Source organism: Acinetobacter sp. RG5, assembly GCF_031844265.1.
Classification (GTDB): Bacteria; Pseudomonadota; Gammaproteobacteria; order Pseudomonadales; family Moraxellaceae; genus Acinetobacter.
On record NZ_JAUZUV010000018.1, the window covers coordinates 1 to 12554 of the forward strand.

The 12554-nt window shown below is 43.4% G+C and carries 10 protein-coding genes and 1 pseudogene; 5 read left to right on the top strand and 6 right to left on the bottom strand.

Annotated elements, in window-relative coordinates:
- Positions 1 to 523 precede the first annotated feature (523 nt).
- Together Q9R21_RS12550 and tyrS are read right to left on the bottom strand one after the other, a co-directional pair.
- Positions 524 to 817, bottom strand: coding sequence for a hypothetical protein (locus Q9R21_RS12550; protein ID WP_005094878.1), 294 nt, complete (start codon positions 815 to 817; stop codon positions 524 to 526).
- Between the two features lie 530 nt (positions 818 to 1347).
- Positions 1348 to 2562 (bottom strand): tyrosine--tRNA ligase, encoded by a 1215-nt coding sequence (gene tyrS, locus Q9R21_RS12555; protein WP_004647151.1) that lies wholly within the window; start codon positions 2560 to 2562, stop codon positions 1348 to 1350.
- A gap of 80 nt (positions 2563 to 2642) precedes the next feature.
- On the opposite strand from tyrS, the gene Q9R21_RS12560 reads away from it, so the two are divergent.
- Positions 2643 to 3770, top strand: a complete 1128-nt coding sequence (locus tag Q9R21_RS12560) for an anhydro-N-acetylmuramic acid kinase (RefSeq protein WP_191112718.1) — start codon at positions 2643 to 2645, stop codon at positions 3768 to 3770.
- A 113-nt stretch (positions 3771 to 3883) separates the two neighbouring features.
- Here the strand turns inward: Q9R21_RS12560 and Q9R21_RS12565 are convergent, their stop codons facing one another.
- The 3 genes from Q9R21_RS12565 to purE form a co-directional block, all read right to left on the bottom strand.
- The gene (locus Q9R21_RS12565) at positions 3884 to 5176 is read right to left on the bottom strand and encodes a lytic murein transglycosylase (protein ID WP_311204616.1); all 1293 of its coding nucleotides are present in this window, start codon (positions 5174 to 5176) and stop codon (positions 3884 to 3886) included.
- A 712-nt stretch (positions 5177 to 5888) separates the two neighbouring features.
- Positions 5889 to 7010 carry a 5-(carboxyamino)imidazole ribonucleotide synthase gene (locus Q9R21_RS12570; RefSeq protein WP_311204617.1) on the bottom strand — a complete coding sequence of 374 codons (1122 nt, stop codon included), beginning with the start codon at positions 7008 to 7010 and terminating at the stop codon, positions 5889 to 5891.
- A gap of 15 nt (positions 7011 to 7025) precedes the next feature.
- The gene (purE, locus tag Q9R21_RS12575; protein ID WP_005104916.1) at positions 7026 to 7538 is read right to left on the bottom strand and encodes a 5-(carboxyamino)imidazole ribonucleotide mutase; all 513 of its coding nucleotides are present in this window, start codon (positions 7536 to 7538) and stop codon (positions 7026 to 7028) included.
- Between the two features lie 284 nt (positions 7539 to 7822).
- On the opposite strand from purE, the gene Q9R21_RS12580 reads away from it, so the two are divergent.
- Entirely contained in the window at positions 7823 to 9103 is a 1281-nt protein-coding gene (locus Q9R21_RS12580) for a DUF2254 domain-containing protein (protein WP_005245572.1), read from the top strand.
- Between the two features lie 6 nt (positions 9104 to 9109).
- Here Q9R21_RS12580 and Q9R21_RS12585 read toward each other — a convergent pair whose 3' ends face one another.
- A complete protein-coding gene (locus Q9R21_RS12585) occupies positions 9110 to 9451 on the bottom strand; it encodes a DMT family protein (protein ID WP_004729014.1) in 342 nt (113 codons plus the stop codon).
- Between the two features lie 242 nt (positions 9452 to 9693).
- On the opposite strand from Q9R21_RS12585, the gene mpl reads away from it, so the two are divergent.
- From mpl to Q9R21_RS12600, 3 genes and pseudogenes are all read left to right on the top strand, one after another.
- Positions 9694 to 11058: a UDP-N-acetylmuramate:L-alanyl-gamma-D-glutamyl-meso-diaminopimelate ligase gene (gene mpl, locus Q9R21_RS12590; RefSeq protein ID WP_243475192.1), complete on the top strand. Its 1365-nt coding sequence runs from the start codon at positions 9694 to 9696 to the stop codon at positions 11056 to 11058.
- A 358-nt stretch (positions 11059 to 11416) separates the two neighbouring features.
- Positions 11417 to 12019 (top strand): alcohol dehydrogenase catalytic domain-containing protein, encoded by a 603-nt coding sequence (locus Q9R21_RS12595; RefSeq protein WP_311204618.1) that lies wholly within the window; start codon positions 11417 to 11419, stop codon positions 12017 to 12019.
- Between the two features lie 24 nt (positions 12020 to 12043).
- Positions 12044 to 12499 (top strand): annotated as a pseudogene (locus Q9R21_RS12600) (zinc-binding dehydrogenase); the annotation flags it as partial.
- Positions 12500 to 12554: the final 55 nt, after the last annotated feature.

Sequence of the window (12554 nt, forward strand, 5' to 3'; positions counted from 1 at the left end):
CAACAACTCCGCCATTCTGCTTCGTTCGTTTCCGTCTATCTCGTCGGTATGGGTGCATTCTAGAGGATTTCAGAATCATTGCAACCCCCAATTCACTATATTTTTCACATATGTCTTTTTTTTCTACAAAAATTGCTAAAAAATCGCTTTTTTATCTAATTTTTAAGCGTTTTTATGCAATAAACCCACTAAACACGTCATTTTATTTTTATAACTGAAAATTCATTTAGACCTAAAAGCTATCACAATAATCGTTAAAATAGTATTTTTAGCCTTTTAACATTGAAATCTTGTCTTTTATTTAAATTAGCACGTCAAAAGAAAACCAAAATTAATCTATCTCGCTCAGTAAGCCGATCTAAATCCTAGACTCCTTAATTTGTGAGTTATTTTTTACGTAAAAAGCTTTTATAAAAGCCTATTCTTGGGCTGCTATATAAAAGAGGTATTCATTTTTAGTTTTCGAATCCCAAAACCATGCTTAGACTACTTATATATAGAAGATAAAGTCTGTTATTTTGCATTAAGCGACTTTTTCCTGTTGTTGCTGTCCAAGCCAGTGTTGCATAACTTCTACAATTATGTCTTTCTTACCCTGATAATCCTCGGCAATAAAGAATAATTTCGCGCGTCGCGGTAACTGCTCTTCAATCAGGGAAAACAAAAAATAATGTGCGGCCAGATCAAGCTGCATAAATAAAGTATAGACAGATCTATAGAGTTGCTGTTTTTGTTCGACCGGCTGGTATTCAAATAAGAACCGTAAAATGCAATCGATCTGTTCATCAAAAATATCTTCTGTTAGATAGTGATACATCAAACCACCTCTGTTTTAATTTTTTATGTTTTGCTCTTTTTTCACAGTCAATTGAAATGAACTCATTCTTAGAGGTCATTCACCTAAGCCCAATTTGCTAGTTAATTTTAAGTTTAGTTGCTCAATGAGAAGAGTAAACATGCAGATTTATATCTTGATTACGCAATCAGAATAAATAAAAAAGGAAGAGATCTCTCCCAAAATCTCCTCCTTAGAATTGAATCTTTACCCGATCCATTATGTCATTATTATAGTTATTCGCTTTAAAGCTTTTAAAAAGAGCCTCTTGGAAAAGAGACTTTCTCAATTGTGGAGTACTATTATTTTTACTACCCTCTAGATGCTCTAAACGAATTCTCTAGATGAATAAATCCTATACATAATAAAGATGAAAAGCAAGTGATTTGGGAAAAATTAACTCTTGTTTTCATAGGGTTTTTTTTGACTTTACTTATTTGATTTTTAAATATAGAACATCAATAAAAAAAGCAGACCGAAGCCTGCTTTTATTTCAATAACTTATCCGCTTTTTAGTCAACAAAAGTGACTTTAGCGATTGCTTTTTTACTGGCCTGAACAATCAAAGTTACATTCTCTTTCACAGAATAGGTCGTATCTACAGTCTGCCAATCCACTTTCACTGCGCCACGGCCTAATGCATCTTTAGCTTGGGCTGCATTTTTGGTTAAGCCTGCTTCACGTAAAATCGAGGTAATAAAGATTTCACCACCAAACTCGCCACGCGAAATAGTGACTTCTGGCGTACCTTCAGGTAATTCACCTTCAGTAATGATATTGCCCGCACCTTTATGGGCATTGGCAGCCGCTTCTGCACCATGGAAACGCTCGACCAGCTCCAGCGCGAGAATCTTTTTGACTTCTTGAGGATTACGGCCTTCTGCCACTTCTTTTAACAACTGTTGAATTTCTTCAATGGTTTTGAAGCTCAGCAGATCAAAATAACGCTCAATCAATGCATCCGGCATTGAAAGCACTTTTTGGTACATCGCGCCTGGTGCATCAAATACACCAATATAGTTACCCAAAGATTTAGACATCTTGTTGACGCCATCTAAACCTTCAAGAATTGGCACTGTGATACAGACTTGTGCTTCTTGATTATAACGACCTTGTAAGGTACGCCCCATCAACAGGTTAAAGGTTTGGTCTGTACCACCCAATTCAACATCTGCTTCCAGCGCAACAGAGTCATAGCCTTGTACCAATGGGTACAAAAATTCATGAATCGCAATTGGCTGCTGGTTGTTATAACGCTTGGTGAAGTCATCACGTTCAAGCATACGCGCAACAGTTTGCTGTGATGCCAGTTGAATCAAATCAGCCGCAGTTTTTTGTGCAAACCATTCCGAGTTAAACACCACTTTGGTTTTGTTTGGATCAAGAATTTTAAATACTTGTTCTTGATATGTTTTAGCGTTCTCTAAAACCTGTTCACGTGACAATGGTGGACGTGTTGCGCTCTTACCAGTTGGATCACCGATCATCGCCGTGTAATCACCGATCAGAAACAACACTTCATGACCCAAGTCTTGGAATACTTTTAACTTATTAATGAGAACCGTGTGGCCCAAGTGCAAATCAGGTGCAGTCGGGTCAAAACCCGCTTTAATTTTTAATGGACGATTCAATTTTAATTTCTTGAGAAGGTCTTCTTCAGAAATAATTTCGTGGGTGCCTCGTTGAATGAGGGCAAGTTGTTCTTCAGCCGGCAGGAAATTTGACATCACAAAATCCAATACATCAGTTACTCAATTTGTGCGATATACTAACACTTTTTCAGCATATTGCAGGCTTAAGAATAACCATGACAGCGATCTATATTGGGGTAATGACCGGCACGAGCATGGATGGTGTCGATATTGTTGCTGCTTCTTTTGATCCACTCCAGCTTCATGCCACACTCACTTTGGCATTTGATCCTGACCTTCGGGATGAGCTGATGGCACTGACCTTGCCGGATGACAATGAAATTGACCGCATGGGCAAGGCTGATGTTGCACTGGCACAAATGATTGGTCATGGTATTAATACGTTGATTGAAAAAAATAACCTGGATAAATCCAGAATTAAGGCGATTGGCTCGCATGGCCAGACTATCCGGCATCGTCCTGAACATGGTTTTACCCTGCAAATTGGTGACCCGAACATCATTACTGAAATTACCCAGATTCCGGTGATTTCAGATTTCCGTCGTCGTGATCTGGCGGCAGGTGGTCAGGGAGCACCTTTAGTTCCGGCATTTCATCAGGATATTTTCCAGCATGACAGTATTCACCGGGTAATTTTAAATCTGGGCGGTATAGCGAATGTCAGCCTGCTGCCTGCCGGCAAGCCTGAAGAAGTTTATGGTTTTGATACTGGACCAGCCAATATCTTGATGGATGCCTGGTGTGCCCGTTATACCGGTCAGCCTTTTGATGAAAATGGTAACTGGGCAGCCTATGGCACCCCGATTCGCAGTTTACTCGATCGCTTTCAGTCACACGAATTCTTCTCCAAAGAACCTCCAAAAAGTACCGGTCGTGAAGATTTCAACCTGGAATGGCTGGATGAACAGATTGCTGACTGGCGCAATGACCTGCAATACGATGAACTGGAAGATACTCCGGAAAATGTACAGGCGACTTTATTAAAGCTCACCACCCGAGCCATTAAAAAAGCAATTTACCGCTCTGGCATGGATACCGGACAGGTTTTTGTTTGCGGGGGCGGTGCCTATAACTCACATTTACTCGAGCAACTGCGCTGGCGCCTACGCAAGCATGAATGGAGCGTACAAACTACGGCCGATCTTGGTTTAAGCCCGACTTGGGTTGAAGCCACGGCCTTTGCCTGGCTGGCCATGCGTTTTATGAATCAGCTGAATGGTAACCTGCCAGCAGTCACTGGTGCTGCTGGTTATCGTGTGCTTGGTACGATTACTGCTGTTTAAATTCAGCGAATTACTATTAGCTTGCATGACTATATAGCTACTCAAAAACAGTCATCAAAAAAGGTCTGCATAAATGCAGACCTTTTTTGATTTTAAATTTTATGCTCAAGAATTTATTGCATCATGCGTTTGGCATTTTCATTTCTAAAGGCCCGCAGAATCTGCTGACCAGCACGACCTGTTGGACTCAAGCCCAAACGCTGCTGTTCCTGACGAATCGCTTGACGGGTTTTATCTCCAATCAGACCATCCACCGCACCAATATCATAGCCACGGTTTAACAGAAATTGCTGGATCTCACGACGTTCTGCACGCGAAGTTCCCGGATCATCAGTAGGCCATGTGGCCATAAATGAACCTTTACCTTGCAGGCGATCGGATAAATGTGCAATCGCCAAGGCATAACTTTCTGCCGCGTTATAGCTATAAATGGCATCAAAATTTTTAAATACCAAAAATACTGGGCCACTCGGGCCTGCAGGTGCAAGTAATCCTGCTTGAGAGGATTGTGATAAATTTCCTTGAATTAATGCCGAACCATCGGCACGTACCACCCCTTGATTGTTCCAACTACTCAAGGATTTTTTATTTCTTCGGCCTTCACCGGAAACCGACATGCCTTGAGGGATCTTGACTTCAAAACCCCAAGGCTGTCCGCTCTGCCAGCCACGCTTGCTTAAAAAGTTGGCAGTTGATGCGAGTGCATCCGGAATGCTCGAAACTAGATCACGTCGGCCATCACCATCAAAATCAACTGCAAGTTCATCATAAGTCGATGGCATAAACTGGGTATGACCAAATGCGCCTGCCCAGGAACCCTTTAATTGTTCTTCACGCACATCGCCACGCTGTAACAGTTTCATTGTGGTAAAAAACTCACCACGAAAATAACTCTGGCGACGACCTTCACAGCTCAAAGTTCCTAAAGCCTGTAATAAAGGATATTTCCCCGAAATATCACCAAAATTACTTTCGACACCCCATACCGCAACTACCGTTTCTGCAGGTACACCATAGGTAGCAGCAACACGATTGAGCACCTCACGATGTTGCTGTAGTTTTTGCCGGCCGAGCTGAACCCGTTCTTCATCCACCAAACCAGATAGATAATCCCAAATCGGGGTAGAAAATTCAGGCTGGTAATTCAGGCGTTCAATCACTGAATAATCCGGGTTTAAGTTCTGGGTATAACGATCATAGTTACTGCCGCTTACACCTCTAGCAACAGCTTGACTGCGCAAATTAGCGAGACAGTTTTGAAAATTATTTTGGGAGGCATAATTCGGGATATTTGAACTAGAGGTCAAATCAGTCGGCGTGACACGTTGACCATTAATAATAAGTTCAGCCTGTGCCTGTGAAGCAGCCAAGACCACAGAACCAATAAAAAGTGCAAGCCGTTGCATAAGACCCTTGAGTATTTAGATTTTGAATTATGTTTCTACCTTAGCAGCTCATGATGAAAATTAAAGCGCCAATGCGTAAATTTAAATTCATAATTCCTACACTTTTAAATTCATTTTGTAATCTTTAAATTTAAACATGAGTTATCCACAAGCCTGATTTAAATTCAAATCAGCGGGATTTTTAAATTCAAATTCAAAACACTTGCAATCAGTTTTGAATTTAAAAATTACTGGGGATAACTTGTTTCAGGAAAAGCGAGTCACGATCATCAACATGCTCTAATTACACTAGTTTTCATTTTAAATTCATTTGAATAATGGGCTAATATTTTTAAATTCAGAAACTTTGAATTCATTTATCCAGTTTTAAATTTGAATTCATATTTTTAAATTTAAAAGCGCAAGTTTAAATTCAAAGCCCGATTTAAATTTGAATTTGTTTTTATGAATTTAAATTCAAAACCACTTTCCAGTTTTAAATTCAAACTTTGATTTCAGGCTTATCTACAAGTGAATATGGCAAAATTCAGCTGTAAAAAAGGTTTTATTGAATTGTTATATTTATACTCAATTGATCAGTTTGTAAGCAATTGATTTAAAAACTGATCCGACCAATGGCAGGCATTTTTAAAGAGGCGCAATCATGCCTGAAAGCAGACAAATAAAAAAGCGATCACCGAAGTGATCGCTTTTTTTATCAGCAAGTTAAAGCCTAGATGGTCATATCTTCGCTCAATGCCAATGGATTCGGTAAAATTTTCGCCAGTTGGCGGCAAAGCACAGACAATTGCGCGCTGTCATTTGGCATCAAGGTGATGTGACCAATCTTACGGCCTTCGCGCTCTGACTTGTTGTAGAGATGCAAATGCGCACCTTCCAGAGCCAGAACATCTGCAGATTTTGGATGCTGACCAATGATGTTCACCAAGACAGTTGGACGGATCACTTCAGTTGAACCTAAAGGCAAACCAGCCACCGCACGTACATGATTCTCAAATTGCGAACATACGGCGCCTTCAATCGACCAGTGCCCCGAGTTGTGCACGCGTGGTGCCATCTCGTTGGCATATAAGCCTTTGTCTGTCACAAACAGCTCAAGGGTTAGGACACCGACATAGTTCAAGTGATTCAGCAGACGAGTGATGTAATCTTGCGCCACAGGTTGCAAATCTGCGCTGTTCGGTGCAGGCACAATCGAGTGCGACAGAATGCCGTTATGATGATGATTTTCAGCCAATGGCCAGGTTTTGACATCACCATCTTGGCCGCGTACTGCAATAATTGATACTTCACGTGAGAAGGTGACAAAGCTTTCTGCAATCAGCTCACCTGCAGGGCCCAATTCTGCCCAGGCCTGATCCATCTGATCGGTCGAACGTAAAACAAATTGGCCTTTACCATCATAACCGCCACGCGAGGTTTTCAGTACGATCGGCAAGCCCAGTTCAGCTACAGCAGCCTCTAAGCTTTCCAGTGAAGTGACCGCTTTGTACGGTGCAACCGGAATAGCCAGTTCATCAAACAAGGCTTTTTCAGACAAACGATGCTGGGCAATCGCTAAAGCTTGACGTGGCGGATGCAGTTGCTTGCTTTGTGTGAGTACATCAACATCTGCAAGGGGCGTGTTTTCAAACTCCAGACTAAATACATCTGCACTGCTGATAAAGTCTTGTAGACCGTTTTCAGCCTGGCTCGAAATCACCGGGCCCAAAGCAGCAGAAGGGCAGTCTGTGCTGGCTTCAAAAAATGTACATTGAATATTTAATGGAAGTGCCGCTTGCGCCATCATACGACCCAGCTGACCGCCACCAAAAATACCGATGGTTTTATCCATAATCTGTGTCTCGACTTAAGCCTGGCCTGGAATATTGTTGCTTGCTACTTTATCTGTTTGCGCTGCACGGAAATCTGCAACATTTTTTGCGATTTCTGGACGGGTCAAACCCAGAATTTGCGCGGCCATAATGGCAGCATTGGTGGCACCGGCAGGACCAATCGCCAAGGTACCAACCGCAATCCCAGCTGGCATTTGCACAATAGACAGCAATGAATCAATACCGTTTAAAATCGAAGATTTCACAGGTACACCCAAAACTGGAAGATCAGTTTTCGCCGCACACATACCCGGTAAATGCGCTGCACCACCTGCACCAGCAATAATCACCTGAATACCACGATCACGCGCTTGCTCAGCATATTCAAACAGGCGGTCTGGAGTACGATGTGCAGAAACAACTTCGGCTTCAAATGGGACACCAAGCTGCTTGAGCATATTGGCAGTGTGTTCGAGAGTTGCCCAATCTGATTGAGAACCCATGATAATACCTACGAGAGGAGTATCTTGTGCAGCAGCCGCATTCATTGCAAATTTTCCAGAGATTAAAGTGAGAAAAAATAAATCTCGACGAGAGAGCCAAGCTTGAATAGGAGTTGCCTATTATAGACTGAAATTGATTTGGTCTAAAGTTCAGCTCAAGAATTAAAATTATCTGTTGGGAAAATGGTCAAAAATAAAACAATAATTTTGCGGCTAAAAATACAAAAATAGGACATACATCACATTAAAAAAAAGTATAACTATCAATATAAAACTTTTTTGCAATGAATAACTTAATACTAAAACCTATACATTGGCAGGGCATTTTTATGTGGTACAAACTAAAAATCTGGCTACAGAACCCCTCAGAAAACTTATGGTTGATGCCAGCTCTTGGCGCCGTCTTTGCGACCTTTTTCTCGCTATTTGCAATCGCCAGTCGCTATTTTATCCCGACCAGCACTGTTCCCAATATCAGTACTGAAACTCTGAGCAGCCTGCTAGATATTATTGCTTCCAGCATGCTGGCAGTCACCACTTTTTCCCTGTCGATTATGGTCGCAGCCTTTGCGTCTGCCTCATCCAGCGGGACACCACGTGCCTATCAGCTGATGATGAGTGATGACAATACCCGCCTTGCTATCAGCAGTTTTATCTCGGCTTTTATTTATGCTGTAATTGCCAAGATTGCGCTCGGGCTTGGCTATTATGGTCCTGCAGGTAGATTTGTACTGTTTATCAGTACCATTTTGGTATTGATGTACCTGATTTATATCCTGATTCGCTGGGTACACACCCTGTCGCAACTGGGCAACCTCACCACCACCATTCACAAAATTGAAGTCGCTGCTTCTACGGCCTTGGCGGAGTTTCGACATCAGCCGAATTTTGGTGCCACCGGACAACGTCCAGAGCAAGCAGCTGCCTTTCATGTTTTTAGTACCCAGACCGGCTATTTCACCAATTTTAATAGTGAAGGACTGGAGCAACTGGCCGTCAGCCAACAGCTGCATATCCATCTTCCCCAGCTACCCGGAAAATTTCTGGATCCGATGACGGCACTGGCAGAGGTATATAGCGACCGCGCTTTCAGCCCGGAACAGCAGCAGGAGATCCGAAACTCCATTTTGAATCATGTAATCATTGAAACCAATCGCAGCTTTTTACAGGACCCGCGTTTTGGTGTGGTGGTGATGAGCGAAGTGGGGCAGAAAGCGATGTCTCCCGCAGTGAACGATGTTGGATCAGCGATTAATGCCGTTGATGCCTTAACCCGAATCCTGATTGACAGCAAGGCCGCTGAAGATTTACCGGAGCGGGATTGTCCGCATATCAGTGTGGATATCTTTGATCTCGGGGATTTGATTTACAGTAGTTTTGCACCAATGGCCCGAGATTGTGTGGGTTGTATTGAACTCAATCAGAGAATATTGAAATGTTTAGCGATGATTCAACATAATGTACCCGAACCTGAACTAAAACAGGCTGCAGAAATAATGGCGATTGAATTAATCCAACGCTGCCTGAATAAACTGGAATTTGAACCGGATCGGCAGAAATTACTTTCTGAATTTAGAAGCCATTTCCCCCTGATTCAGCTGAGCCATTAGATCAAGTTAAGGGGTACGGAAGACAAAATAGACACATCCACACAGACATAAAGCGGCCCAGAGATAATCCAGTTTAAAGGGCTGTTTAAACATAAAAATCATAAAAGGAACAAAGACTAGTAAGGTCACGACTTCCTGGGTGATTTTCATTTGACCGACTGCCAGGCCTTGCTGCGCCAGTAATTTGGTCGCTGGAATCATCAGACTATATTCAAACAGGGCAATGGCCCAGCTGAACAAAATCGCTTGCCAGAGCGGTGCATCATGCGGCAAAAATTTTAAATGCCCATACCAGGCCAGGGTCATAAAACAGTTGGCAATTACCAGAAGAAATAAAGCCGGCAGCATTTGCATGCACTCTGCAAAAAAGTCGAACTTATTTTACGGTTTATTTGGCGAAAAGATATTGCATCGCTTTGAAATTTTCTTTGAATTTATCCGTGAAACAGGATTTAAAAAATCCCACAACAAGGCCAGAATTTTCACTATCTTTTCAGCTAAAGCCTTGCTATCGTTGCTTGCAAATTGAATAAATCATGACAACAGCACCAATATAAAGTGATGGGTCAGACAGGAACGGAGTAAAGTAGATGCATCTGCATATTTTGGGTATTTGTGGCACCTTTATGGGCTCGTTAGCGCTACTTGCACGCGATCTGGGCCACCAGGTAACAGGTTCAGACCTGAATGTGTATCCACCCATGTCGACCCAACTTGAAAATGCGGGCATCACTTTAATGCAGGGTTATGACCGCAGTCATTTACAGCCTCATCCGGATCTGGTGATCGTCGGCAATGCCATGAAGCGTGGTATTGATGCAGTCGAATATATGCTGAATGCAGGTCTGCCTTATATTTCAGGTCCGCAGTTCCTGGCTGATCATGTCCTACAAGGTAAACACGTGCTGGGTGTCGCCGGAACACATGGTAAAACCACGACCACCACGATGCTGGCTTGGGTACTGGATCAAGCCGGTCTGGAGCCAGGTTTTCTGATTGGCGGTGTGCCATTGGGCTTTTCGGAAAGTGCGCGTCTCGGTGGCGGGAAATATTTCTGTGTTGAAGCCGATGAATATGATTCTGCTTTCTTCGACAAGCGTTCCAAGTTCGTGCATTACCATCCGAAAACAGCAATTTTAAATAACCTGGAATTTGACCATGCCGATATCTTTGATGATTTGGCGGCAATTCAAAAGCAGTTCCATCATTTAGTTCGTACCATTCCAAGTGAAGGCCGGATTATCGCGCCGATTACTGAGAGCAATATTGATGAAGTGCTGGAGCAGGGCTGCTGGACGCCTGTAGTGCGCACCAGTCTGGATGCCAACGGAAAATCTGAACTTTATGCAGAACAATTGTCAGTAGATGGTTCACATTTCAAAGTCCTGCAACAAGGCGTAGTCAAAGGCGAAGTACAGTGGAATATGACCGGGCAGCACTCGGTTGCCAATGCCTTGGCCACGATTGCTGCTGCTGAACATGTCGGCGTATCGATTGAAACCGCCTGTGAAGCGCTGTCCAATTTTGGTGGTGTGAAACGCCGTATGGAACTGTTAGGCACAGTCCGTGGTATCGAGGTTTATGATGATTTCGCCCATCATCCGACGGCGATTGATACGACCTTAGAAGGTGCGCGCAAACGTCTAGGGGAACGCAAACTCTGGGCAATTATTGAACCACGTTCCAATACCATGCGCATGGGCAGTCATAAAGATGGCTTGGCTCATTCAGCACGTCTGGCCGATGAAGTGATCTGGTATCAACCGGAAGGACTGGACTGGGATCTGCAACCGGTCATTGAGGCTGCGCCAAACAAGGCCAAAGTTGCACGCACACTGGATGACATCATTCAGACCGTAGTAGCAGAAGCAGGCGAGGGCGATGCCGTAGTAATTATGTCGAATGGCGGTTTTGGTGGTTTGCATCAGAAGCTGATCACTGTTTTACAAGCATAAAACAGATTTAAGTGAAATGAAGAAGCCCGTTTAGCGGGCTTTTTTTAGCATATTAAAACCTTGCTTCAGCAAAAGTGAACAGTTGTTCTGATCCTGCAATCCTATGATTTAAACATTGACCCAAAGAGCAGATTTACCTCTGAACCATCCCGAATGATCTTTTGTTGCAATCTGTACACAAGACTCATTGCAGCGCCATATCACTCAAGGCACAATCGAGAAGAACACAGGTATCTATAGGCCTGAAAGCCAGATCATGAATCAGCCCATCGCTGTCACTATATAAAAGCAATCGAGGCGTTCATTATTCTCGCTGAGTCAGGTCATTCTCATTCCTCACTCCATTAGGAGATGTGTCATGACAACGATGAAAGCGATGGTCTATTACGGCGCAAATGATATCCGCTTTGAAGACCGCCCGGTTCCCACCATTTTGCATCCCGGCGATGCCATCATTAAACTCGAAAAAGTTACCATCTGTGGTACCGACTTAGGTATCTGGAAAGGTAAAAACCCCGAAATTGAGCAGGAGGCCACACGTAAAGAGGGCAGCTTTAAGGGGCGTATTTTAGGTCACGAAGGTATTGGCATTGTGGAAGAAGTCGGTTCCGCCGTGCAGAATTTCAAAAAGGGCGACCGGGTGATTATTTCCTGTGTCAGCCGCTGCGGAACCTGTGAAAACTGCCAGAAACAGCTCTATGCCCATTGTCGCAATGAAGGCGGCTGGATCATGGGTTATATGATTGATGGCACCCATGCCGAATATGTACGCACGCCCTTTGCCGACACCTCACTCTATCATTTACCCGAAGGCCTGAATCAAGATGTGGCCGTATTCCTTTCAGATATCCTGCCAACTTCACATGAAATTGGCGTGCAATATGGCGATGTCAAACCAGGCGACAATATTGCGATTGTCGGGGCAGGGCCACTCGGCATGAGCTGTCTGCTCACTGCCTAGTTCTATTCACCTGCCAATATTATTATGGTGGATATGGATGATAACCGACTGGAATTTGCCAAGACTGTCGGTGCAACGCATACCATCAACTCCGCCAAAGAAGATGCCATTCAAAAAATTTTAGAGATTACCGATGGACGCGGGGTTGACTGTGCCATTGAAGCAGTGGGGGTGGAGCCTACCTGGAATATTTGCCAGCATGTCGTCAAAGAGGGCGGGCATATTGCCAACGTCGGCGTACATGGTAAACCGGTGAGTTTTGAACTGAACAAACTGTGGATTAAAAACCTGACCATTACTACCGGTCTGGTGAATGCCAATACCACAGGGATGTTGCTGAAAACCTGCTGTTCCGGCAAATTGCCCCTAGAAAAACTGGCGACCCATCATTTTAAATTTGCCGATTTTGAAAAAGCCTATGATGTGTTTAAACATGCATCCAATGAGAAGGCCTTAAAAGTCATGATTGACATGAGCTAATCTACATCAGACAAAAAAAGTCCGCCATGCGGACTTTTTTATTTTCAGCTTTAAT